The 22,618-nt window shown below is 57.7% G+C and carries 23 protein-coding genes and 1 pseudogene; 20 read left to right on the top strand and 4 right to left on the bottom strand.

Annotation, left to right across the window (positions count from 1 at the left end; all coding sequences use genetic code 11):
• Positions 1-53: 53 nt before the first annotated feature.
• The 12 genes and pseudogenes from EHN06_RS12385 to EHN06_RS12330 all read left to right on the top strand — a co-directional run bounded on the left by EHN06_RS12385 (position 54) and on the right by EHN06_RS12330 (position 9,792).
• Positions 54-527 (top strand): hypothetical protein, encoded by a 474-nt coding sequence (locus EHN06_RS12385; RefSeq protein ID WP_127332869.1) that lies wholly within the window; start codon positions 54-56, stop codon positions 525-527.
• Positions 528-610: 83 nt separating this feature from the next.
• The gene (locus tag EHN06_RS12380; RefSeq protein WP_206075657.1) at positions 611-1,021 is read left to right on the top strand and encodes a hypothetical protein; all 411 of its coding nucleotides are present in this window, start codon (positions 611-613) and stop codon (positions 1,019-1,021) included.
• Between the two features lie 252 nt (positions 1,022-1,273).
• Entirely contained in the window at positions 1,274-1,516 is a 243-nt protein-coding gene (locus EHN06_RS12375; protein WP_058092928.1) for a type II toxin-antitoxin system Phd/YefM family antitoxin, read from the top strand.
• Positions 1,513-1,776: a Txe/YoeB family addiction module toxin gene (locus EHN06_RS12370; RefSeq protein WP_068440496.1), complete on the top strand. Its 264-nt coding sequence runs from the start codon at positions 1,513-1,515 to the stop codon at positions 1,774-1,776. The genes EHN06_RS12375 and EHN06_RS12370 overlap by 4 nt, the downstream gene beginning before the upstream one ends.
• A 38-nt stretch (positions 1,777-1,814) precedes the next feature.
• Positions 1,815-2,073, top strand: a pseudogene (locus tag EHN06_RS12365) (HigA family addiction module antitoxin).
• 10 nt (positions 2,074-2,083) lie between these two features.
• Positions 2,084-2,635 (top strand): DinB family protein, encoded by a 552-nt coding sequence (locus tag EHN06_RS12360; protein WP_127332868.1) that lies wholly within the window; start codon positions 2,084-2,086, stop codon positions 2,633-2,635.
• 202 nt (positions 2,636-2,837) lie between these two features.
• Positions 2,838-5,855, top strand: a complete 3,018-nt coding sequence (locus EHN06_RS12355; RefSeq protein ID WP_127332867.1) for a galactose oxidase-like domain-containing protein — start codon at positions 2,838-2,840, stop codon at positions 5,853-5,855.
• Positions 5,837-6,331 carry a hypothetical protein gene (locus EHN06_RS12350; protein WP_127332866.1) on the top strand — a complete coding sequence of 165 codons (495 nt, stop codon included), beginning with the start codon at positions 5,837-5,839 and terminating at the stop codon, positions 6,329-6,331. The genes EHN06_RS12355 and EHN06_RS12350 overlap by 19 nt, the downstream gene beginning before the upstream one ends.
• Before the next feature lie 71 nt (positions 6,332-6,402).
• Positions 6,403-7,419, top strand: coding sequence for a hypothetical protein (locus EHN06_RS12345; protein WP_127332865.1), 1,017 nt, complete (start codon positions 6,403-6,405; stop codon positions 7,417-7,419).
• A 62-nt stretch (positions 7,420-7,481) separates the two neighbouring features.
• Positions 7,482-8,150 (top strand): dihydrofolate reductase family protein, encoded by a 669-nt coding sequence (locus EHN06_RS12340; protein ID WP_127332864.1) that lies wholly within the window; start codon positions 7,482-7,484, stop codon positions 8,148-8,150.
• A 94-nt stretch (positions 8,151-8,244) separates the two neighbouring features.
• The gene (locus EHN06_RS12335) at positions 8,245-8,757 is read left to right on the top strand and encodes a hypothetical protein (RefSeq protein WP_127332863.1); all 513 of its coding nucleotides are present in this window, start codon (positions 8,245-8,247) and stop codon (positions 8,755-8,757) included.
• Between the two features lie 66 nt (positions 8,758-8,823).
• Positions 8,824-9,792: a surface lipoprotein assembly modifier gene (locus EHN06_RS12330; RefSeq protein WP_127332862.1), complete on the top strand. Its 969-nt coding sequence runs from the start codon at positions 8,824-8,826 to the stop codon at positions 9,790-9,792.
• Positions 9,793-9,802: 10 nt separating this feature from the next.
• Here the strand turns inward: EHN06_RS12330 and EHN06_RS12325 are convergent, their stop codons facing one another.
• Complete coding sequence (locus EHN06_RS12325) at positions 9,803-11,137, bottom strand: S8 family serine peptidase (RefSeq protein WP_164735612.1); 1,335 nt, start codon at positions 11,135-11,137, stop codon at positions 9,803-9,805.
• A gap of 112 nt (positions 11,138-11,249) precedes the next feature.
• On the opposite strand from EHN06_RS12325, the gene EHN06_RS12320 reads away from it, so the two are divergent.
• The 5 genes from EHN06_RS12320 (at position 11,250) to EHN06_RS12300 (ending at position 14,989) form a co-directional block, all read left to right on the top strand.
• Positions 11,250-11,756, top strand: coding sequence for an RNA polymerase sigma factor (locus tag EHN06_RS12320; protein WP_228257296.1), 507 nt, complete (start codon positions 11,250-11,252; stop codon positions 11,754-11,756).
• Positions 11,753-12,478: an anti-sigma factor family protein gene (locus EHN06_RS12315; protein WP_127332860.1), complete on the top strand. Its 726-nt coding sequence runs from the start codon at positions 11,753-11,755 to the stop codon at positions 12,476-12,478. Before EHN06_RS12320 ends, EHN06_RS12315 begins: the two co-directional genes overlap by 4 nt.
• 146 nt (positions 12,479-12,624) lie before the next feature.
• Positions 12,625-13,539 (top strand): LysR family transcriptional regulator, encoded by a 915-nt coding sequence (locus EHN06_RS12310; protein ID WP_127332859.1) that lies wholly within the window; start codon positions 12,625-12,627, stop codon positions 13,537-13,539.
• A gap of 79 nt (positions 13,540-13,618) precedes the next feature.
• Positions 13,619-13,981, top strand: coding sequence for a hypothetical protein (locus EHN06_RS12305; RefSeq protein WP_127332858.1), 363 nt, complete (start codon positions 13,619-13,621; stop codon positions 13,979-13,981).
• A gap of 60 nt (positions 13,982-14,041) precedes the next feature.
• Entirely contained in the window at positions 14,042-14,989 is a 948-nt protein-coding gene (locus EHN06_RS12300; protein WP_127332857.1) for a sodium-dependent bicarbonate transport family permease, read from the top strand.
• A 24-nt stretch (positions 14,990-15,013) separates the two neighbouring features.
• Here the strand turns inward: EHN06_RS12300 and pyk are convergent, their stop codons facing one another.
• Both pyk and gap read right to left on the bottom strand, forming a co-directional pair.
• A complete protein-coding gene (gene pyk, locus EHN06_RS12295) occupies positions 15,014-16,462 on the bottom strand; it encodes a pyruvate kinase (protein WP_127332856.1) in 1,449 nt (482 codons plus the stop codon).
• Between the two features lie 67 nt (positions 16,463-16,529).
• Complete coding sequence (gap, locus tag EHN06_RS12290) at positions 16,530-17,534, bottom strand: type I glyceraldehyde-3-phosphate dehydrogenase (protein WP_127332855.1); 1,005 nt, start codon at positions 17,532-17,534, stop codon at positions 16,530-16,532.
• A 169-nt stretch (positions 17,535-17,703) separates the two neighbouring features.
• Between gap and edd the strand changes: the two genes are divergently transcribed.
• From edd to EHN06_RS12275, 3 genes are read left to right on the top strand one after another with little or no spacing between them, the layout of a single operon-like run.
• A complete protein-coding gene (gene edd, locus EHN06_RS12285; protein ID WP_127332854.1) occupies positions 17,704-19,524 on the top strand; it encodes a phosphogluconate dehydratase in 1,821 nt (606 codons plus the stop codon).
• Complete coding sequence (locus tag EHN06_RS12280) at positions 19,521-20,486, top strand: glucokinase (RefSeq protein WP_127332853.1); 966 nt, start codon at positions 19,521-19,523, stop codon at positions 20,484-20,486. The genes edd and EHN06_RS12280 overlap by 4 nt, the downstream gene beginning before the upstream one ends.
• A 45-nt stretch (positions 20,487-20,531) precedes the next feature.
• Positions 20,532-21,131, top strand: a complete 600-nt coding sequence (locus EHN06_RS12275) for a uracil-DNA glycosylase family protein (protein WP_127332852.1) — start codon at positions 20,532-20,534, stop codon at positions 21,129-21,131.
• Here the strand turns inward: EHN06_RS12275 and glpD are convergent.
• Positions 21,085-22,611, bottom strand: coding sequence for a glycerol-3-phosphate dehydrogenase (glpD, locus tag EHN06_RS12270; RefSeq protein ID WP_127332851.1), 1,527 nt, complete (start codon positions 22,609-22,611; stop codon positions 21,085-21,087). The two genes, EHN06_RS12275 and glpD, sit on opposite strands and share 47 nt — an antisense overlap.
• Positions 22,612-22,618: the final 7 nt, after the last annotated feature.

The following is a 22,618-nucleotide window of genomic DNA, read 5'->3' as shown; positions in this document are numbered from 1 at the left end:
GCTTGTCCGCGCCAAACCAGCGCATGTGCCGGGCGTTATAAATAGGAGAGGTTATGATCGACAAGATCGAGCAATGGATACACCAGGTTAATTCCTCCTACAAAGAGGTACGTCAGTCCTGCTCCGTCTTTGAAGAACACTTTAAAGGCTTCTATTCGCCCGACTTCCTCAACACAGCATTTTTCGTTGTTACCGACGAAATTCCGAAGCCCGATTTTCCCGAGTTACGGGAAGCGGGTTTGGGAGATTTCATCGACATGGATGTTGGAGGCATTACGTACAATGACACCTATTATGTGAAGAAAAGTGCAGCGAACGAGTTGCGACTTCACTTCCATGAATTGGTTCATGTGATTCAATGGCGGGAACTCACCCCTCAAGGTTTTGTAGAGCGCTACATTCGAGAGATTCAGGATTTGGGGTACGACGAAGCTCCGCTGGAAAAAATGGCTTACGCTATAGACAGGCATTATCAGAAACAGGGGCAACATCTCAGTGTGGAGCAGTTCGTCCGGGAGAATTTATGACACATATGAGCCTTCTCGGAATCAACAGGCAATAGTCATTTTTTTGGCCGCGCCAACGTGAGGTTCAGGAGCAGCGTTCTCGCATGATAGAAATGCCATCGTTTGAACAAGACCACTGGGAGCTGGGAAGTGCAGAGGAATCGCACGCGAAAGCACCAGACACATTCTGGATTCCTGAACTCGCCGCACGGAAAAGTCTAAAGAGAGGTGACGCTGAGAAGTTACTGTTTCAAATTGAATTTTTGGATGAAGGCGGTGCTCCATTTATTCAAGTGGAAAGAATGTGGGTTATCGTATCGGAGGTGATCGGGGACAGTTACATTGGCACTTTGGATTCCAAGCCTGCCACCGTTGAGCCAGAGGACGATGTGTATTTAGTTTTTGGTGCGGAGATTCCGTTCAAGGCTGAGCATATTGCTGATATCGGTGCACCACCCGAAGATTATGTAGAGTGGCAGCTTGGTCAGCCACCAGAGAGAGTTTGGAATCGTTAACCTAATCAGGCCAGTCACGGCGACGTTTGCTCCAGTCCGGCTTCGCCTACATTCCGTAGTCGCGCATGCTGGCGGCGTTAGAGTTCCGAGTTACCCATGAAAGAGAGTGATTGGAAAAAGTTCATGACAGGCAAAGTTGAGCTTATCCTCATCACATACTGGGATAAGCTGGAATCCATCAAGGCGTTCGTCTTGACGTACGTACTCAAAAGCGTACAATTGATTAAAAGTTAAACACGCAAGAGGTGCGTCATGACAGGAATTACAGCAACTGAGGCGCGCAGCAACCTTTATCGGTTGATTGATGAAACAGCCGAGTCACACCAACCAATCGTCATTATGGGTAAGCGGAACAAGGCCGTCTTGGTATCCGAAGAAGACTGGTCGGCTATTCAGGAAACACTTTACCTGCTCTCCGTGCCAGGCATGCGGGAGTCTATTCGCGAGGGGATGGATACCCCAGTGGATGAATGCGATGAGGAGCTGGACTGGTGACATGGAAGTTGGTTTACACCAAGCAAGCCCAGAAAGATGCAAAGAAGTTGGCCTCCAGCGGCCTTAAACCAAAAGCCCAGGAACTGTTAGCGCTGATAGCTGAAGATCCGTACCGCAAACCGCCTCCGTTTGAGAAGCTCATTGGTGACCTTGCGGGGGCCTATTCACGCCGAATCAATATTCAGCATCGTCTGGTTTACCAGGTGCTCGAAGACGAGCAGGTGGTGAAAGTTCTCAGGCTCTGGAGCCACTACGAATAATGCATAATCCGCCGCATCCTGGTGAGTTCATTTGGTAGGTGTACCTCGAGCCTTTAGGCATCAGTTCTCGTCAGCTTTCTTCGAGTCTGGGGGGCACCCTCCACCTTGTCTCGGCTGCTCAAAGGGGATAGCGGTATCAGTCTGGAAATGTCTCTGCGGTTATCGAAGGTTCTTGGGCGTACTCCTGAAAGTTGGCTCGCGATGCAGGATATGTACGATCTTTGGGTGGCCCGCAACACGGCCAACCTGGATGACATTCACCCTCTGGACCAACGAGAGCCTCCGATATGGAAATGAAGGAACTCTGATGAGCTTGAAAAATCACTTTGAATTGCTGGCCGCCTACAATCAGTGGATGAACTCGAAGGTCTATGAGGCTGCGGGACATCTCTCTGCAACAGATTTGGCCAAAGATCGGGGGGCCTTTTTCGGCTCCATCCTGGGCACCCTGAATCACATCCTCGTTGGTGACATTATCTGGCTCAAACGATTTGCCACCCATCCGTCCTGCCTGAACTCGTTGCGGGAAGTGGCTGATCTTCAAAATCCGACCAGGCTGGATCAGATACTCTTTAACGATCTTGGTAGCTTGTCTGAGCAGCGGATCTGGTTGGATCGTCAGATTATCAACTGGATAGCCGAGCTGTCCGAAGGCGATCTGGATTTCGTTCTCGGCTACCACAACATCGAAGGGATTCCTGCCAATAAACGATATTCGAGCCTGGTTCTGCATTTCTTTAACCATCAGACTCACCATCGGGGGCAAGTTTCTACTTTACTGTCACAGATGGGTGTGGATATCGGGGTTACCGACCTCTTGGATCGGATTCAGGAGACCCTGGCTCAAGTGGGCAAGTAGGTGAGGAAACGGGTCATGTTGGCCCTTTCAAGGGTAACAGGAGCATGTAAGCCGTTCTTCTATGCAGGAATTTTAAAGAACATTTCGATCTTGTTGAATGTTCGAGGAGGGCTACTCTGTTGTAAGTACGCATTAAATACGCATCTATGCGTCGCTGTCGGGCAACGTTCCAGGACGCGAATCATCTGCATGGAGGCATATTATGGCGGACAGGGATTTCTACCTGCGTATCGAGGCAATGGAGGATTACAGCCCGGTTGAGCCGGACCCCTTTGCCATTCCCCCCATTCAGTACAAACGCGACGGCATGCACTACATGGGGCACCCCATGGGGGTGATCCCGGATGCCGAGCGTGATGCCCGCGCACTGCGCGCGGTGACCTTCCGTGAGTATCAGGATGCCGATTACCTGATTCCTCGCACCAGCAAACTGGTCCATGCGGACATTAATGAACCGGTGTGGAATCATCGGGTGCCCGGTTGCGTGCTCTATGCCTACGTTGGCGATAACGTTCGCATCCACGTGCATAATGCCGACAATCGCCCCCATTCGTTTCATATCCATGGTATCGAATATGGCATCGATTCCGATGGCGCCTGGCCGATGGGGACCCAGGCGGCGGATGGTCGCCGATCCGATGAGATCTGCCCGGGAAAGTCCTGGACGTATATCTATCAGGTGCGGGAAAACATGATCGGTGCCTGGCCGTTTCACGATCATTCCTCACACGCCTCCCATGGCAGCTCCAAGCTGGGGTTGTTTGGCGGGATCATCATTCGCAAGCGCCCGTTTCGCTGGCCCATTCCGCTCCCGCTGCCGGAACGTTTCCCCGACATGGTGTACAAGGGACTCAAGTTGCCGTTGTGTGCGCCCGCCAAGAAGCAGGCGAAACCGGCCAGGAGGGACCCCCGCACACCCCTGCGGGCCCGTTTGACACGGAGGCAGGAACTGCTGCTGCAGAACCAGTACGAGGACTTGCGGGAATGGCTGATGCGCGACCTGCGCCTCCGGTTCTGGCCACGACCAGACTGGAATACGCTGCACGTGCCGTTTTTCCTGCACCAGATGGTCAGCGACCAGGCCAAACCCGCATTCGACAGCGGCGATATGGAGGAAAACGGCGCCGGCACCTTTGACCACACCTTCGACGATGCCGGCAGCTACGAGTATTTCTGTGCCTACCACCCGGCAATGACCGGTACTGTGAATGTCGTCTCCGGTGCGCCGGCCACTGCCACGGTCAACATCCTCGATGCGCCGGCAATGGGCTTCTATCCGGACTCCATTGATGTCGCGCCTGGCGGCACGGTTACCTGGAACAACCTGAGCATGCAGCACCACACCGTGACATCGAGGGACGGGGCGGCGCTGGTCACCCACTGCATCAATGGCCGTGGGTTTGTGGGCAATACGCCCACCATCATTGCGCGTGCCGGGCAGAAGATTCGCTGGTACGTGTTCAACCTCGATTTTGGCCACGAATGGCACAATTTCCATCCCCACAACATCCGCTGGGAACTGGCCGGTGAGAATCACGATGTGCGCTCCGTTGGGCCGGCGGAGTCGTTCACTGTCGACACGGTGGCGCCACCGGCGCTGATCCTGCCGGAGGAGGTTGCGGCAATCCAGGACGCCGACGACCGCCCACCCGACGCCGAGAAAGTGCGGTTGATGGGGGACTTCCTGGTGCATTGCCACGTCCACCACCACATGATGAATGGCATGATCGCGGTTGTGCGATCCTACAAGGATGTGTGGCTTACCGAATCCATGAAGGAGACCTTGCTGGCGGAAGGGCGTATTCAGCTATTCGATGATAGCAACCCCATACCGATGGCTGAGATGGGATACTGCGACAAGCTCAGCCCCGGAACCTGGGAGGAGCTGGAGGTCGATCCGGAAGTCACCTTCATGCACGCCTGCCTGCTGCCCGATACCAACAAGGTGCTGTATTGGGGCTATACCCGGGCTGACCAGTCCCGCCTCTATGATCCGCCGGGGCCAACGGTTGCCGAGCCCTCGCCGCAGCCGGCGGCGTTGCCGGGCATGGACAGCGACCTGTCCGACCTGTGGTCGGCGGCCCACGCCTTTATTCCCGACGGTCGCGTGCTGGGACACGGCGGCTTTGCCGGCCCCGGCGGCAACTATGTGAATGCCTTTGTCTTCGACCCGGCCACGGAACAATGGTCGCAGACCGGGTCCACCGCCGAGCCACGGTTTTACGCCACTACCCTGACCCTGGCCGACGGTCGCATTGCCACAATTTACGGCTCCGCCTCGAAATCCCTGGAGATCTGGGATTCCGCCAGTGGCACCTGGAGCGCGCCGGTTGATTTCCCGGCGGCGATGGACCACCACCAGTATTACCCATGGACCTATCTGCTGCCGGACGGCCGGCTGTTCATCGCCGGCCCCCACGATCCGACCCACCGCTTTACCATCGAGCCCATCGGCGGCCTGGAAACCTATGCCACGATTGCCGGCAACCGGAGCACCGGGGGAGAGAAGGGCACCTCGGTGCTGTTACCGTTGCGGCCACCGGATTACGCACCCCGTGTGGTCGTCATCGGTGGTAATACTGCCCCCGCTCGAAAAACCGCCGAGCTGATCGACCTCTCGGAGGCGATGCCGGCTTGGCAAAGCCTTCCGGATCTGAACCTGGAGCGGGCGGAGCAGGTGAACTCCGTATTGCTGCCAGATGGGCACGTGCTGGTGGTTGGCGGTGCCAATGCAGTAGCCGGGGGAGGCGCGGTGGAGCTGCTCGATGCCGACGATGTAGCCAGCGGTTTCACGCTGGGGCCGGTGATGACCCACCATCGCGGATACCACTCCGCCGCGATCCTGTTGGCCGACGGCAGTGTGCTGGTTGGCGGCGATCCCAATTCGGACGTGTTCGAGCGTTATCTGCCGGGGTATTTCGAGCGGCCACGGCCGACGATTGCCAGCGCACCGGCCAGCGCCGCCCACGGCGCGACGATAACCGTGGATTCGCCGGAAGCGGCGGATATCGTGACGGTCCACCTGCTGGCCCCGGGGGCGGTCACCCATGGTTTCAATATGTCGCAGCGCATTGTGGAGTGCGCGTTCACCCTTGACGGTGCTGCCCTGCAGGTGGAGCTCCCCCCAAACGGCAATATCGCGCCGCCGGGGGCCTATCTGCTTTTCATTATCGACGATCAGCGCGTGCCATCGGAGGGACAATGGATAACCATCAACTGATCCGTAGACTGTTGTACCTGGCGATTGTCAGTGCGTTCATGGTCTCCGGCTGCCGCCCCACGTTTGATCCGCCCATACAGGATACGACAGGGGAAGGTGGCGGCGCCGGGGATGACTACACCGTTCAGTGTTCCGGCTGGTTCCCCGACTGGATAGCGCGGGCCGCGCCACCGGGTGATGTGGAGGCGTTTCGCCTGGCTCAGGGGTATCCCCTTGGCGTGCCGGTAGTGAACGACGACGGCGAGATTACCGGTTGGGATCCACTGTCCCCATTTGACAGTGCACCCTGGCTGGCATTTGATTTCACCGATCCGGCCGAACGGGCTTCATACCTTGAGGCTTTGAAGGACTACGCGCTATCAGACCTGGTGCCCCATGATTTCGTGCCGCAAAACCACACCCTGGGCAAGAAACGCTGGTACCACGTACCGATGATGACCTCCGGCTTCTTCCCCGCGAGCCCCGCCATGGGTTGACCCGCGAACGCGGGCTGCGGGCATCCGAGCAGTCGTGGCTGTCCTCTGATGTGGGGGCCTTTGGTATTGGAATGTACAACTGGCACGGCGGCTACACCATCGGGCAGGTGTTTCACGACCCGGAGCCGAGCAATGCCGATGCCGGCGAGTCGCAGTTCATTGACGGCACATTGGTGGTCAAGGTGTTGTTCGCCGAGTACGATCCCGCCGCCATTGTTGGCCCCGATCCGTTGGCCAATGCGCCTGCCTGGCAGATTCAGGACCCGTTCTCGGCGTCGAACGCCACCTTCGAGGTACGACTGATCCAGATGGATATCGCGGTGAAAGACCCGCGTTCCACCGACACCGGTTGGGTGTTCGCCACTTACGTGTACGACGAATCACTGCCTGCAGCAACACCGCAACAGCGCTGGTATAACCTGACTCCGGTGGGGCTGGCTTGGGGGAACGACCCGGACGTCACCTTCGATGGCGACCCCGATCTCGATGAGACCTGGATCAACCCGGCGGTACCGGCTCCGTTCGACGGTCACGTTGGCTTGCATGGCCGCCTGAACGGTCCGGTGGACAATCCCCAGTCCGCCTGCATGAGTTGCCATTCCACGGCCCAGGTTAGGGAGGGCCAGACCAGCGTGGGCGCTTACACCGCCGCGAGGATGGTGCCGGACAACAGTTGCAGCGCCACCGAACGGCAATACTGGTTCCGCAATATCGCCGGCAGCGAGCCGTTTGGCCAGATGACCGAGCCACCGGGTTATTGCGAACCGGAAGCTCCGCCGGTGGCATCGCCGCCGATGCGCGCCCTGGACTACTCCCTGCAGGTTCAACGTGGGCTGGTTAATGGTGTCGCCCTCAATCACGCCAACCCGTGTCTTGGCCATATTCCGCCGGACCACCTGCCGGACGCCGAGCGGCGCCGAATGATGATGGCACTGAAACAGGGCGACATCGAGCGTAAACGCTGGGTCGAGGAAAGCGTTCGCTCGCCGCTGCCACAAGCGCTACGAGCGGTGGACGAGCTACCGAGCTGGAACGCCGTGGGGATGGAGCCCGATCCTGAGATCAAGGAAGTTTATCCGGGACGTTAGTCGATTACGTGGCGCCTCGTTCGACTACCGGATACGAGAAGACAAAACAGGAGGATGAAGCCATGCGGAAAGTGATTGTCGGCGCTTTCGTTTCACTGGACGGCGTTATGCAGGCACCCGGCGGGCCCCACGAAGATCCGACCGGCGGATTCAGCTATGGTGGCTGGGTTGCACCGCTGGCGGACGAGGTGTTCGGCGAAGAAGTTGGCAAGATGTTCAGTCAACCCTTCGACCTGCTGCTCGGACGGAAGACTTATGAGATCTTCGCTGCGCACTGGCCGTATGCCGAGGAGGGGCCTGATGATTCCATCGCCAGAACCTTCAATTCGATCACCAAGTATGTTGCGACCCGAAAGGGCCTGGATCTGACCTGGAAGGGCTCGGTGGCCCTCCATGATGCGGCGGCCGATGTCGCCAGGCTGAAGCAGGAAGACGGGCCAGCGCTGATCACACAAGGCAGCACCGATCTGATCCGGACGCTGCTTGCGAATGACCTTGTCGACGAAATCAATATGTTCACATTCCCGATCGTGCTTGGGGGCGGTAAGCAGCTGTTTGACGACGGTGCGAAGGCGGCGGCTTTCAAACTGACCGCCCATAGCGTTTCTCCTAACGGAATTGTGATCGGGCAGTATGTGCGCGACGGTGCCGTGAAAACAGGCGACTTTGCCATGGACCCTCCGACCCCGGCGGAAGTCGCGCGGCGTGAGAAGATGCAGCGAGAGGGGTAGTAGGGGGCTCTGCTATTTTTATGGAATAAACCTTCTCCCCAACCGTCCTCCTGATGAAAGCCACCCGATAAGGGTAAATCAGGAGGACGTAACCATGAAAAAACATCTACTGACTATCGCAATCTGTTCCATTCTCTCCACCAGCGCTCTGGCTGCTGAAGGCTCCGGCGCGGCTAATGCCAGCGCGGAGGCCGAGGCCAACATGAGCGCCGAAGCCAGCACCCGCAATGGCGCTTCCACCAACGGTGGTGCGTCGGCCAATGCGGAAGGCAATGCTGACGGCGAAGTGGCTCGTGATGACGCCTCCGAGCGCAGCGAGGCAGTCAGTAGCCAGGCCCGCCAGAGCGCCAATCAGGCAGTAGACGCTGGCGTTGAAACCGGCCAGAAGGCTCGCAGCACCGCCACTGCCTCTGCGGATGCGGCCGCCGATAAGGCCGGTGAAATACGCCAGCAGGCGCAGGAGCGCATGAACGAGGCGCGAAATGCCGAGATTCGGGCTGAAACCCATCAGCAAATTGGCACGTCTGTGTCTGAAAGTGTCAGGAGTGAAGTACAGAACACCGTCAAGGGAACCGTAAGAGGTTCCAGTAGCGGCGGCGCACTGTAACGATTCACTCCCGATCGGCCGGGCCACCGTGCCCGGCCTTCTTTCAGCTGCCAACAAGGAGCAGACATGCAATCGATTCCACGCATTTTGATTTTTCCCCTGGCATTTGGCATCGCTGTGCCGTCGCTGGTGGCTCAGGCTGAGGAACATGCCCGGTTGAACGGTCACCTTGAGGGCGGTTTCGAATATGACAGCAATGTGACCGTGGATGAACTCAACACCTCTTCCGATCAAAGCGATGAAGCCTGGGTGTTTGATGCCGGCCTTGAGGGAGTGCTGAAACCCGCCAAGCCGCTGAACGTGACCCTCGGTTATTCAGTGGCAGGCAGGCGATACCAGAGCCTGGACCAGTTCGATCAGGATATTCACTTGCTGTCGGCTGATATCAGTTACGACTTTGACCCGGTAACCGTTGGCACCAGCTATCACTATTCCCACGCGACCCTGGGGTCGGACCCGTTTCTGGATTTCCGGCGGGCCAGCATCTACCTGGGGCGCCTTATCGGGGAAGACGTGTATCTGCTGGCCAGCCTGCAGGACAAGAGCAAGGACTTTGACGACAGCGATGCCCGGGATGCGGACATTCGCGGTGTCAGCCTGGACTCGTTTTTCTTCTTCAATCAGGCCAGGAGTCACCTGGTGCTCGGTCTCGATGGTGACCGCGAGGATGCCGAGGCGGACGCCTATAACAATGACCTGCTGCGGGTCCGGGTGGCACTGGTACATAAATTCACTCTGGGTGGTGAGGAAAACAGGCTGCGCCTTGGCTGGCGCTACGAGGACCGCAAGTACGACGAGGTCACCGTAACCAGCTCGGATCCGTTGCTGAACGACCCTCTGACCGGTGACCTGACGGAGCGTTCGACAAGCAGACGGGCGGACCGGGCGCGTATTCTGGAGGCGAGCTGGCGGATTGGTCTTAATGAGGTGTTCAGCCTGGAGCCCAGCATTTCATGGGGTGATTACACCTCCAATGTGGACTCCGCTGACTACGACAAGACTGTAGCGGGAGTTACGCTCAGGGCCGGTTTCTGACCGGTCCTTGTCACAGGTCGAGGAAGCCGTGACCGAAGCTGGTGTCACGGCCTCGCTCGCCCAGATCCCTGGCTTCTTCAGTCAGGGCATTGATGGCCTGTTCTCCCGACTGATCGCCTCGGCGGCAGGCGAGGGCAGCGGCGACCACCGGTGCCGCCAGCGAGGTGCCGCTGTCGACGACCATACCGCCATCGGGGTGCGCCACGGCAACGGACACCCCGGGGCCGGCGAACAGCACCTGCTCCCCCCTGTTAGCCCATCGGTAGAGCTCGCCTGAGGCGTCCACTGCCGTCACACCCACCACCGTCTGATAGGCCGCCGGATACAACGGCGGGGCAGCAGGCCCCTGATTACCGACGGCCGCCACCAGCAAGACGCCCTGTGCCCGGAGGGCCTCCACCGCAGCGGCGAGCAGTCGGTTATCCGGGCCTGTCAGGCTGATGTTGATGACAGACAGATCCTGATTGGCCAGCCAGTTCAGTCCTTCCAGCAGATGCCCGAGGGTAGCCCCGGACAGGCTGCGTTCCCGGTCATAGAATACCGATGCGTTGAACACAGTGGCCTCCGGCAGCCGGGCAGGCCACTGGTCCTCGCGGCTACCCACCATCAGGCTGGCGACGGCGGTGCCATGGTCCCTGGGTTCCCGAAGTTCACCGTTCACATCGGCCAAAGCCAGAAAGCGTTGCTGCACGATCTGTGCGTTTCTGAATACCGGGTGGTCGGTGGCAATGGCGGTATCCACCATTCCGACGCGAGCGGGCGTAGAACAAAGGCTTTTCCACTGCGGAATGTCGGCATCGGGTCTGGCTGCTTCTGACCCGGCCTGAGGTTCAAAAATATGGTTCCGGTCCAGCCGGTCGGCCAGTTCCGGTAAAGCGTCTTCCAGGGCGGCACGGGAATCCAGTTCAGGTCTGACCTGAAAGCGGGCTACGGTCATCCCCAGCCCGGACAGCTCGCGGCGTTCCAGAAGAGTGATCCCCGGCTGGCTGAGACTGTCAATGTCCGAGGCCGTGCCTGTGACCAGCCACTGACGTTCAACGGCCCGGAAACCATCGTCCAGCACTACATCATTGAACGCTTTTTGTCCTGTGGTCGTGTTTATTGAAAGTGCCCGGGGCAATTCGGCAAGCCGCTCCCTGACGCGGTTGGCTTTTGCCTCAGCGCGTTTCTCAAGGCGTCTGTCCATGGCCCGCTCTACCACCCGTCCCGCTTTCTGTTCCACCTGCCGGGTGATCTGGGTTGCCTGGGTATCCGGGAGACTGCCTCCACCCAATGCCAGAGCTGGTGCGGCAAGCGAATAGAGAGCAATAACAGGGAGCAAGCGTGTCATTAAGTGAGCTTTCATCGTGCCAGTCCGGATTTGCGTGTGTTTCATAGGTTACAACGGCCCGGTGCGGAAAAAATTCCCTGGTTGATGGAATAAACCCGTTGCCAATCCGTTTTACAGATAACACCCATTGAAAAAGAAGGCTATGCAACAGGAAATCACTGAACTTCTACCCAGGCTCCGACGATTTGCCTATTCGCTGACAGGCTCCATGGCCGATGCCGATGACCTTCTGCAGAATACGGTTGAGCGTTTGCTGACCCGGGGTACCCCGGACGACGCCGATCTCACCAAGTGGGCATTCAGGGTTTGCCGTAATGTCTGGATAGACGAATGTAGGGCCAGAAAGGTTCGCCGGGAAGCGGCAGAGCACCCGGAGCTGAGTGATGGTCAGGTGGTGAATGGCGAGCATCAGACCACCAAATCGATTGAATGGAACCGGGTGGATGCAGCCATGGCCCGGCTGCCGGAGGATCAGCGCCAGATCATTTCCCTGGTGGCGATCCAGGGAATGCCCTACAAGATTGTGGCTGAAATCCTGGAGGTACCCAGTGGCACGGTAATGAGCCGGCTGGCCCGTGCCCGGGCGGCACTGAGTGAGGCATTGTCGCCTGCAACCATGAGGACCGATTCATGAACATAACTGACGAAACCCTGTCGGCTTTCCTCGACAACGAGCTGAACGACGCAGAGATGGAGGTGGTCCGGGACCATCTGGCGGAGAATCCGACACTGGCAGACCGTCTGGCGGAACTGGCATCGGTGGATGCCGAGCTGCAGGCGCATTATGGTTCGATTGACGATCGCCCAGTGCCGGCTTCGATAATCCGAATGCTCGAAGCGGAGTCTCCTGAAAATGCCGCGCCCGCGCAGGATCATGTAGTTGTGTTTCCGTGGTGGCGCAGGGTCAAGGGGCACACCGGTAAGGCGATTGCTGCTGCGGTGATCGCAGGGGTGGTGATGACCCAATGGCTGACCCAGCCATCCGACGGGGAGCCGGCGTGGCCCGCGATAGTGGACATTCTGAATCATCAACCCAGCGGCGAGGTCTATCATCTTGATAGTGAGACAACACTGACACCGAGGCTGACGTTCCGGAGCCAGGCCGGCGAATGGTGCCGCCAGTTCCGTCTGGACATGGAGGCCTCTGCGTCGGAGCAGATTGCCTGTCGCAGTGATGGGGGCACCTGGGAACGTGTGGCGCAGGTGGAAGCCGAACCCGCCGCCGCACCCGATACCTATCAGACGGCCAGTGGCGGAAGCGCACTTGACCAGACGCTGGACCGGATGATGGCGGACGTTCCGATCGGACCTGATGCCGAGCGTGCTTTGATTCAACATGAGTGGGGTGCCCGGTAAGAGCATGAGCTAACGGTCGCTCTTGGCTGTACCGTTTGCCATAAATGATGTGATTTGCGAACGGTGATTCGTTACGGCCAGTAGCGTAAGTTCAGGTTTTTCAGGCAGGATAGGCATTGCTTCTCATAACGTGAGTAATGTTGGAGATGGATAACCTGAACTTTCGCCACCTCTACTATTTCTGGGTGATTGCCCGCAATGGCTCTATTGTTCGTGCAGCTGAGAATCTTGAGCTGACCCCCCAGACCCTTAGCGGTCAGTTGGCTACATTTGAATCTGCTTTGGGCAATGCCCTTTTTCGTCGAGCCAATCGATCGCTGCAGCTGACCGAATTCGGGCAAACCGTGTTCAGTTACGCGGACGATATGTTCCAGACTGCACAGGCGCTGACGGATGTGCTTCGGCAGCCACCGGAGAACAGGCCCCTGAGCCTGTCCGTTGGCATTGCCGCATCTATCCATAAGTTGATTGCCTACCACTTGACCGAGCCCGCTCTTTCTCTTTCCCGAGAGGTGCGTCTGAGCTGCCGAAGCGGAGATACCACGGAACTGTTGAAGCGTCTTGGCCAGCGGGAGCTGGACATCGTACTGACTGACCGGCAGCCGGCATCTGCGGAGGCGGGCCATTTTCGCAGCCATCGTTTGGCGAGTTCTTCCATGTCGCTATTCGCGGCCCCGGATCTGGCCGCCAGTCTGTCGGCGGATTTCCCCGCCAGCCTTGACCGGCAACCGTTTCTGGCGACATCCCTCGATGCACCCTATATCAGCGCTCTGATGAATTGGTTTTCCAGCCAGAACATTCGGGTGAAAGTGGTGGCGGAGGTGGATGATAGTGCATTGATTAAGGTCTTTGGCCGGGAGGGGCTGGGTTATTTCGCGGCACCCACCGCCATCAGTGAAGAAGTATGTCGGCAGTACCGGGTGGTTCACGTCGCCAGTATCCAGGAGGTGAGGGATAACCTGTATGCAGTCACACGTGCCCGGGGTAGCCACAACGCGGCTGTGGCGGAATTGCTGAGAGAACGACCGGAGCTGGACGATAAGATCGAAAAAACCGAATAAAAAACCAGAAAAAACTATGTTCCTTTCGATTTATTGATTGTGGATGATGGCATTGTGTTCCACAGAAGGAGAACCGGCCATGAAAACGATTCACAAGTTTCGTCTTGAGAGCGGAAAAGAACCCAATACTCTGAAGCTCCGAAAGGGGTATCGTGTGGTTCGCTGCGAGTACGTGGTACCTCAGAAAGGTGTTTACCTTTGGGTGGAACAGCCCTTGAACGTCGATATACCGGTGGTAGAGCGGCAATTTCTGGTGGTGTATTCGGGCGATCCGGTACCGGCCAGTTACCAGTACCTGGATACCGCACTCGATCCGTTTGGCCCCGAGGCCTACCATGTTTTTGAGGTGGCCGAGGCCACAACCGATTCAGATCCTGTGACGAAGTCTCAGGTAAGTCCTGTGCTGTTCCGGCCAGCCTATCATCAGGCGGGATCTGCGTAGATTATTCTGATTTTAAAGAGGGCCCTGCGGGGCCCTTTGTTTTAGCGGAGTTTGATAGAAATGCCTGACATCATCGTGATGTTCTTCCTGCTCGGCGTGATTGCCGGAACCTTACGTTCGGACCTGACGATTCCCAAGGCAGCGTACGATGTTCTCAGTCTGCTGCTGATGCTGACCATCGGCCTCAAAGGTGGCATGGCCCTGCACGGTAACCTGCATTGGGGACTGGTGACTGAAGTGTTGGCAATCATGGCGCTGGGTTTTGCTATTCCCCTTGCGCTGTTTCCGATGCTACGGCATCTGGTTCGTTTGAATGTGGCGGATGCTGCCAGCTTTTGCGCTCACTACGGATCCGTAAGTGCGGGTACCTTTGCAGTTGCGTTGGCCTGGGTTGAGGCCCGGGGATTGGCAACCGGAGGGCAGGTTACCCTCTATCTGGTGTTGCTGGAGTTGCCTGCGATCCTGACCGGCCTTTGGTTGTACCGTCGTTGTACTCAGGAGGCTGCCCAGTCCACCAGTGCGGGAACACCACTTTGGCAGGAAACCCTGACCAATCGAAGCGTGGTCTTGTTGGTCGGCGGCGTGGTTATCGGAATCCTTTACGGACCCGACAAGGGAGATGGTGTTACAGCACCCCTGACGGGCGCTTTTTCTCTGGTGCTGTCCCTGTTCCTTCTTGAAATGGGCCTCGTAGCGGCAGAAACCCTGCGAAAAGTGCAGCTCCGACACTGGCGGTTGATCGCATTTGCGCTGTGTATGCCGCCGCTTCTCTCCCTGCCCGGGCTGATAACCGGTCATTGGCTGGGGTTGGAGCCCGGAACAGTTGTGGTCCTGGGCACCCTTACCGCGAGCGCCTCTTATATTGCGGCGCCCGTAGCGGTAAGGCATGCCATTCCCGACGCCGATATTGGCCTGGCGATGCTGGCCTCTCTCGGCGTTACCTTTCCATTCAACGTGTTGATTGGTATCGGGTTGTACAGTTACTTCCTGGAGTTCTTCACAACATGAATATGAAGAGTTGCCAAAAAGCTATCAGCGAATATCCTGCCCGACCCGAACGATTTTCATGGTGTTGGTCCCACCCTGGGCATTCACGTAGTCGCCCTTGGTCATCACCACCAGGTCTCCGTCCTTGACTACCTGTCGATTGATCAGTTCGGAGACCGCCAACGCGTTGGTGCGCTCGTTTGGAATCTTCGCCGAATCAAACGGAACGGTCTGAACGCCGCGGAGCAACGCAACCCGGTGCTGGGTGGAGTGGTGGCGGGAAAAGGCGAAAATCGGCAGGCTCGACTTGATGCGGGACATCAGTCGTGGCGTGGCGCCGGTTTCGGTCATGCAGATGATCGCAGACACGCCTTCCAGGTGGTTGGCGGCATACATGGCAGACAACGCAATGGCTTCGTCCACCTTCTCCATGCTCTCGTGAATGCGGTGCTTCGACTGATGCATGGAAGGCTGCTTTTCGGCGCCCAGACAGATGCGCACCATGGCTTCCACCGCTTCTGTCGGGTAGTCACCAACGGCGGTTTCCGCAGACAACATCACCGCATCGGTGTAATCCATGACCGCATTGGCCACGTCGGAAACTTCGGCCCGTGTGGGCATGGGGCTGGTAATCATTGACTCCATCATCTGGGTGGCGGTGATGACGGCGCGGTTCAGCACGCGGGCGCGGGAGATAATGTGCTTTTGCACACCGACCAGTTCGGCATCGCCAATCTCCACTGCCAGGTCGCCACGGGCAACCATCACGGCATCCGAAGCTTCGATCACAGCGTCCAGGGCGTCCACGTCATGGGCGAGTTCCGCGCGTTCGATCTTGGCGACCAGTCCTGCATCGGAGCCGGCTTCCGTCAACAGTCGGCGTGCGGTATGCATGTCTTCTGCGGTTCGAACGAATGACACCGCCACGTAGTCCGCACCGAGGCGGGCCGCCGTCACGATGTCCTGTTTGTCCTTTTCGGTCAGGGCATCGGCGGACAGGCCACCACCGCGCTTGTTCAGCCCCTTGTTGTTGGACAGGGGGCCGCCGATAAGGACCGTGGAGGTAATACTGGTGGCGTCGACCGAGGTCACCTCCATTTCGATGCGACCGTCATCCAGAACCAGGATGTCGCCGGGCTCCACGTCCTGAATGAGTTGCTCGTAATCGATACCCACGCGCTCTTCGGTGCCGGCTTCTTTATCCATCCCGGCGTCCAGGATGAACGTCTGACCTGCCTTCAGAGTGACTTTGTTGTCCGTAAAGCGGGCAATACGGAGTTTAGGGCCCTGAAGATCCGCCAGAAGTGCAACGAAACGGTTCTGGCTGGCGGCTGTTTCGCGGACGCGGCGAGCACGGTCGATGTGCTCCTCGGCGCTGCCATGGGAAAAGTTCAGTCGGGTTACGTCAACGCCTGCTTCAATAATGGCGGCGAGGGCTTCCGGGGAATCGGTTGCGGGTCCGAGGGTGGCGACAATTTTGGTACGCCTGAGCATGTTTGGTGTCCTTTGTTTAATGGGAGGCCTTCCGACAGGGTAGTGGATATGCGCCAGCCGACCAGGTTTACTGGCCGGCTTTGATCAGGGCGATGGCATTATCCAGCATTCTGTTCGAAAAACCCCACTCATTGTCGTACCAGGCCATGACTTTTACATGACGGCCGAGTACCCGTGTGTGGTTGGCATCAAAAACACTGGAAAGCGCGTTATGGTTGAAGTCCACGCTCACCAGCTTTTCGGTGTTGTAACCCAATACAGGGTTGTCCTCTGCTGCCACCCTGACCGCCTCATTAATTTCTTCCACGGAGGTTTCCCGGCTGGCAATAAAGCCGAAATCAACCAGCGATACGTTGATGGTGGGCACTCTTACCGCCAATCCGTCCAACTTTCCGTTAAGCTCGGGAATGACCTTGCCGATGGCGGCGGCCGCGCCGGTTTTGGTGGGAATCATCGACTGGGTTGCCGAGCGGGCCCGGTACAGGTCCGAGTGGTATACGTCGCTCAGTTTCTGGTCATTGGTGTAGGAGTGGATGGTGGTCATCAGGCCGCTTTCAATACCGACGGCCTTGTGGAGTGCTTCCGCCACCGGCGCCAGGCAATTGGTGGTGCAGGACGCGTTGGAAATGATGTCGTCGCTCGCGGTCAGGCTGTCGTGATTAACGCCGTACACCACAGTGGCGTCGGCGTCGGGTGAGGGCGCGGAAATGATCACCTTGCGGGCGCCAGCCGTCAGGTGAGACTGAGCCTGGGCACGTTTGGTGAAGAGCCCGGTGCACTCGAAGACCACATCGATATGAAAATCTTTCCACGGCAATTCTTCGGGGTTGCGGATGGCGGTAATAGCAATGCGGTCGCCGTTAACAGTCAGCGACTCTGCATCGTGGTTAACCACGCCATCAAAACGACCATGAACGCTGTCATACTTGAGCAGATGGGCATTGGTTTCAGCATCGCCAAGATCGTTAATGGCGACGACCTGAATCTGATTCCGGTAGTTGTTTTCATAAAGGGCGCGAAGGACATTGCGTCCTATGCGGCCAAAACCGTTGATCGCTATGCGAATAGTCATTTTCTGACTCCTCTTGTGGTTGTTTTTCGACCAATTTACGATTCCGATGTAGTAAATATAACAACAAAAAGAGAAGAAATGAACGATTAATGGGTGAAATCACCAAAAAAAGAAAGTAAAATTACGTCTAAAAATGACGTCATTAATAATATTTGCTATGGAGCCCGCCATGCATCCGACCGTTGACAAGGTGACACAGAGAATCATTGAGCGCAGCCGTGCCAGCCGGCAGGACTACCTCAGCCGCATGAACGAACTCAAAGCCCAGTCGCCACACCGGAGCTCACTCTCCTGCGGTAACCTGGCCCACGGTTTCGCCGCGTGTAATCAGGGGGACAAGGACACCCTGAAGTTCATGAACAAGGCGAATGTGGCAATCGTTTCCGCCTACAACGATATGCTTTCGGCCCATCAACCCTATGAAAAGTTCCCGGATGCGATTCGTGAAGCGGCTCGAGGGATGGGGTCGGTTGCCCAGGTTGCCGGCGGGACTCCCGCCATGTGTGACGGGGTGACCCAGGGGCAGCCGGGTATGGAGTTGAGTCTCTTCTCCCGGGACACCATCGCGATGAGTACAGCGGTGGCCCTGAGCCACAATATGTTTGATGCCACGTTGTTGTTGGGTATTTGTGACAAGATTGTGCCGGGGCTGCTGATCGGCTCCCTGAGCTTTGGCTACCTGCCGACCATTCTGGTGCCTGCCGGTCCGATGCCTTCGGGGCTACCCAACAAGGAGAAGCAGCGGATTCGCCAGCTGTACGCGGAAGGCAAGGTGGGTAAGGACGAGCTGCTGGAAGCCGAGAGCAAGTCCTATCACAGCCCGGGAACCTGCACTTTTTACGGAACCGCCAACAGCAATCAGCTTCTGGTGGAAGTGATGGGGCTGCATTTGCCAGGAGCGGCTTTTGTTAATCCGAATACACCGTTGCGTGACCAGCTTACCCGTGCCGCTACGGAGCAGGTCATCAAGCTGTCCAAGCCCCACGGTGGTGAGCTTGGCCTGGGCGACATGGTTGACGAGAAGAGCATAGTGAATGCAATCGTTGCCCTGCTGGTGACCGGTGGCTCCACCAACCACACCATCCATTGGATCGCCATTGCCCGGGCAGCGGGCATCATCATTGACTGGAATGATTACGCGGAGTTGTCCTCCGTTGTTCCATCGATGACCCGTATATACCCCAACGGCCAGGAAGACGTAAACGCGTTCCATGAGGCCGGCGGCACGCCGTTCCTGATTCGTGAATTGCTCGACGCCGGTTACCTCCACAACGACGTGGAAACGGTTGTTGGGCACGGTCTTGAGCGTTACACCCAAATGCCGGATCTTGAAGGCGATAAACTGGTCTGGCGGCCAGCCCCTGAGAAAAGTCTGCTGCCCGATGTGCTCAGCTCCGCGACGGAACCGTTTGCGCCGGATGGCGGGCTGAGGGTCCTGGACGGCAATCTGGGCCGGGGCGTGATCAAGGTGTCCGCCGTTGCCAGGGAACATCGAACCGTGGAAGCGCCGGCCGTTGTGTTCAATGATCAGAACGAACTGAAAGCGGCGTTTGAGGCCGGCGATCTGGATAAGGACTGCGTGGTGGTTGTCCGCTTCCAGGGACCGAAATCCAACGGTATGCCCGAGCTACACAAACTGACGCCATACCTGGGGGTGCTGCAGGATCGGGGGTTCAAGGTTGGCCTGGTGACCGACGGCCGCATGTCCGGCGCCTCCGGTAAAGTGCCTGCGGCCATTCATGTATATCCAGAAGCGCTGGATGGTGGTCCGCTGTCCAGGGTCAAGAACGGTGATCTGGTCTGCCTGGATGCCGAGAGAGGCAGGCTGTCTATTGAGGTGGACCAACAGGAATTTGCGGCCCGTGAATCTGTAAAAGCGGATCTGACCGGGTATCATCACGGTTACGGTCGGGAGCTGTTTGGCTGGATGCGCCGTGCGGCCAGCAATCCCGAGGAAGGTGCCAGCTTTTTCTGGAATCATGAGGCATGACAGCAACACACTATTCCCTGGTGGGTGATATCGGTGGCACCAACGCGCGCTTTGCGCTGGTGGAACGTGGCAGTGTCGAGCCCCGGGCGATCGAGATCCTGACCTGTGGTGAATACGACAATCTGGACAACGCGGTGGTGGATTATCTCGCCAGGGTGGGGGTTGCCGAGGTCGGTGAGGCCTGCTTTGCCGTGGCGTCGCCGGTTTCGGGAGGCCAGATCCGTATGACCAACAATCATTGGCGCTTTGATATCGAGGAGATTCGCCAACAGTTCGGTTGGCGGGCCTTCAAGGTGATCAATGATTTCACCGCGATGGCTCTGGGTGTTCTTCACGTTTCGCAAGAGCATCTTGTACATGTCTGTGGTGGGCCTGGTGACAACCGTCGTGCAAGGCTGGTGATGGGGCCGGGAACCGGGCTTGGCGTATCCGGCCTTGTACCTATCAGTGACGGCTGGGTACCGCTGATGACCGAGGGTGGTCATGTCGACTTCGCACCAACCGATGAAACCGAAATGGCCATACTGCGAATTCTGAAAGCAAGGTTTGGCCGGGTGTCTGTGGAGCGGCTGCTGTGCGGGCAGGGGTTGTTGAATCTCTACCAGGCGCACGCCGAGATACAGGGTGTACCGGCGCCTTTGGACGCGCCGGAAAAAGTCACGGCAGCAGCGCTGGAACAAAATGACGGGCTTGCTCGCCACACCCTCCACCATTTCTGCGAACTGCTGGGCAGGGTTGCCGGCAACGGGGTGCTGACGCTGGGGAGTACAGGAGGTGTATACCTATGTGGCGGTGTATTGCCGCGCTTTCTCGATTTCTTTCTGGAAAGTTCGTTTCGTAGCGGTTTTGAGGACAAAGGCCGTATGCGTCCGTTACTGGAATCCACTCCTGTGTATGTGGTGACAGAGCCCTATACTGGATTGTTAGGAGCGGCGGAGGCGCTGGCAAACCCGGAGGTCTGAACCTCGGCAGCTCTGGAGCACACTGGCAAGCTTGGGGAAGGCGATATGACAGAACTCTATTCTTCACTGTCGTTCGATGAACTGGTGACCAGAGTACGCCGCTGCACCTTGTGCGCGGAGCATTTGCCGCTGGGACCCAGGCCAGTGATTCAGCTCAGCGAGTCCTCCAGAATACTGGTGGTCGGGCAGGCGCCGGGCCGGCGGGTTCATGAAACCGGGTTGCCGTTCAATGATCCCAGTGGCGACCGGCTGCGAGACTGGATGGGGGTTAGTCGTGACGTCTTCTACGATGAGAGCAAGCTGGCGATATTGCCCATGGGATTCTGTTACCCGGGTACCGGCAAGTCCGGTGATCTCCCACCGCGTCCCGAATGCGCGCCAGCCTGGCGGGAAGCGTTGCTGGCCAGGCTGAAACACATAGAGTTGACGCTGGTGATCGGACAGTATGCCCATGCCTGGCATTTGTCGGATCCGAAAAAATCGGTGACCGATAATGTTAAGGACTGGAGAAAAGACTGGCCAAAGGTATTGCCGTTGCCCCATCCCAGCCCGCGAAACAATATGTGGCTACGGCGTAATCCCTGGTTTGAACAGGACGTTATTCCGGAGCTTCAGTTACGGGTACGCGAGATTCTCCGGCCCTGAGTTTCAGGTAGGCGGCCAGTTCCCCGACGTCCTTCGCTGTCGCATACAGGCCCTGTTTGGTGCGCCGCCACAGGATATCCTCCGCTGTCATTGCCCACTCCTCTGACATCAGGTAATCCACTTCGTTCTGGTACAGATTGCCGGTAAATCGCCTTCCCATGGCTTCCAGATCATTGATTCCGTCCATAACCTGGAGTGAGCGGGTGCCGTAGGTTCTCACATAACGACCAAGCAGATCTTCAGGCAGCCATGGCCAACGGGATTTCAATTGAGCGTACAGGGTGGCCTGATTGGTAAAGTCACCACCGGGTAATACTGCGTTCCGGGTCCAGGCCTGACCGGTTTCCGGAAAGAACTGGCACAGTTTATCGGTGGCGGCTTCGGCCAGTTTGCGGTAAGTGGTGATCTTGCCCCCGAACACGGATATAACCGGCGCCCCTTCAACAGAGGCGTCGACTTCGAAGGAGTAGTCACGGCTTGCCTTCTGGGCCGGTTGTTGTTCGTCGTCCATTAACGGTCGAACGCCGGAGTAGGACCAGACCACGTCCCTTGTCGTTAACTGATGTTTGAAGTGGGCGTTCACGATGTCCAGAAGGTAGTGGGTTTCTTCTTCTGAAATCGTTGCCTCGCGCGGGTCTCCCTCATATTCCACATCCGTGGTGCCGATCAGCGAAAATCGGTCTTCGTAGGGAATTACGAAGACGATACGGTCATCTTCATTCTGCAGGATGTAGGCTTCGGTATCCTTGTTCAGACGTGGCACCACAATATGGCTGCCTTTGACCATGCGGATCATCCTGGGGGCAGGCATGGATAAGGCATCGCTGAACAAACGGCTGACCCAGGGGCCAGAGGCATTGACCATGGCCTGCGCAGAGACGGTCCGGGTCGTGCCGTCGATGGTATTTTCCAGCGTAACGCGCCACTGCTGTTTACCCCGTTCTGCACGGATACACTTGGTCCGTGTCAGGACGGTAGCCCCGCACTCCTGGGCTTTAAGGGCGGTCAGAATCACCAGGCGGGCGTCATCCACCCATCCGTCCGAGTACTCGAACCCCCGCGTGATTTCAGGTTTCAATGGATCACTGTCATTGAATCGGATTGAGCGGGATCCTGGCAGGAGTTCGCGTTTGGCCAGGTGGTCATACAGGAAAAGGCCGGTGCGTATCATCCAGGCTGGGCGCAGGTGTTCCCGGTAGGGCAGGCGAAAGCGCATGGGCCACATGATATGTGGTGAGTTCTTCAGCAGTGCTTCACGTTCGGCCAAAGCTTCCCGTACCAGTCTGAATTCGTAATGCTCCAGATAGCGCAGCCCTCCGTGAATGAGTTTGCTGCTGCTGGAGGAAGTTGCCGACGCAAGATCGTTCATCTCGCACAGCAAGACTCTCAAGCCCCTGCCGGCAGCGTCCATGGCAATGCCCGTGCCATTAACGCCGCCGCCCACAACGACGACATCGTAATCTGTCTGTAGTGCTTTCATTAGCTGG

The organism is Marinobacter sp. NP-4(2019), from assembly GCF_003994855.1.
Lineage (GTDB): Bacteria > Pseudomonadota > Gammaproteobacteria > Pseudomonadales > Oleiphilaceae > Marinobacter.
The sequence above is the reverse complement of the archived record's forward strand: the minus strand, read 5'-3'. Positions and strand labels throughout refer to the sequence as shown.

Excerpts from the sequence above, each read along its gene's own strand:
- EHN06_RS12310 (WP_127332859.1), top strand. The coding sequence starts at position 12,625 with ATGGATAACCTGAACTTTCGCCACCTCTACTATTTCTGGGTGATTGCC.
- EHN06_RS12315 (WP_127332860.1), top strand. The coding sequence starts at position 11,753 with ATGAACATAACTGACGAAACCCTGTCGGCTTTCCTCGACAACGAGCTG.
- EHN06_RS12380 (WP_206075657.1), top strand. The coding sequence starts at position 611 with ATGATAGAAATGCCATCGTTTGAACAAGACCACTGGGAGCTGGGAAGT.
- EHN06_RS12275 (WP_127332852.1), top strand. The coding sequence starts at position 20,532 with ATGACAGAACTCTATTCTTCACTGTCGTTCGATGAACTGGTGACCAGA.
- EHN06_RS12280 (WP_127332853.1), top strand. The coding sequence starts at position 19,521 with ATGACAGCAACACACTATTCCCTGGTGGGTGATATCGGTGGCACCAAC.
- EHN06_RS12325 (WP_164735612.1), bottom strand. The coding sequence starts at position 11,137 with ATGAAAGCTCACTTAATGACACGCTTGCTCCCTGTTATTGCTCTCTAT.
- EHN06_RS12330 (WP_127332862.1), top strand. The coding sequence starts at position 8,824 with ATGCAATCGATTCCACGCATTTTGATTTTTCCCCTGGCATTTGGCATC.
- EHN06_RS12355 (WP_127332867.1), top strand. The coding sequence starts at position 2,838 with ATGGCGGACAGGGATTTCTACCTGCGTATCGAGGCAATGGAGGATTAC.
- EHN06_RS12375 (WP_058092928.1), top strand. The coding sequence starts at position 1,274 with ATGACAGGAATTACAGCAACTGAGGCGCGCAGCAACCTTTATCGGTTG.
- glpD (WP_127332851.1), bottom strand. The coding sequence starts at position 22,611 with ATGAAAGCACTACAGACAGATTACGATGTCGTCGTTGTGGGCGGCGGC.
- EHN06_RS12345 (WP_127332865.1), top strand. The coding sequence starts at position 6,403 with ATGTACAACTGGCACGGCGGCTACACCATCGGGCAGGTGTTTCACGAC.
- EHN06_RS12305 (WP_127332858.1), top strand. The coding sequence starts at position 13,619 with ATGAAAACGATTCACAAGTTTCGTCTTGAGAGCGGAAAAGAACCCAAT.
- EHN06_RS12385 (WP_127332869.1), top strand. The coding sequence starts at position 54 with ATGATCGACAAGATCGAGCAATGGATACACCAGGTTAATTCCTCCTAC.
- EHN06_RS12340 (WP_127332864.1), top strand. The coding sequence starts at position 7,482 with ATGCGGAAAGTGATTGTCGGCGCTTTCGTTTCACTGGACGGCGTTATG.
- EHN06_RS12335 (WP_127332863.1), top strand. The coding sequence starts at position 8,245 with ATGAAAAAACATCTACTGACTATCGCAATCTGTTCCATTCTCTCCACC.
- edd (WP_127332854.1), top strand. The coding sequence starts at position 17,704 with ATGCATCCGACCGTTGACAAGGTGACACAGAGAATCATTGAGCGCAGC.
- EHN06_RS12300 (WP_127332857.1), top strand. The coding sequence starts at position 14,042 with ATGCCTGACATCATCGTGATGTTCTTCCTGCTCGGCGTGATTGCCGGA.
- pyk (WP_127332856.1), bottom strand. The coding sequence starts at position 16,462 with ATGCTCAGGCGTACCAAAATTGTCGCCACCCTCGGACCCGCAACCGAT.
- EHN06_RS12360 (WP_127332868.1), top strand. The coding sequence starts at position 2,084 with ATGAGCTTGAAAAATCACTTTGAATTGCTGGCCGCCTACAATCAGTGG.
- gap (WP_127332855.1), bottom strand. The coding sequence starts at position 17,534 with ATGACTATTCGCATAGCGATCAACGGTTTTGGCCGCATAGGACGCAAT.
- EHN06_RS12350 (WP_127332866.1), top strand. The coding sequence starts at position 5,837 with ATGGATAACCATCAACTGATCCGTAGACTGTTGTACCTGGCGATTGTC.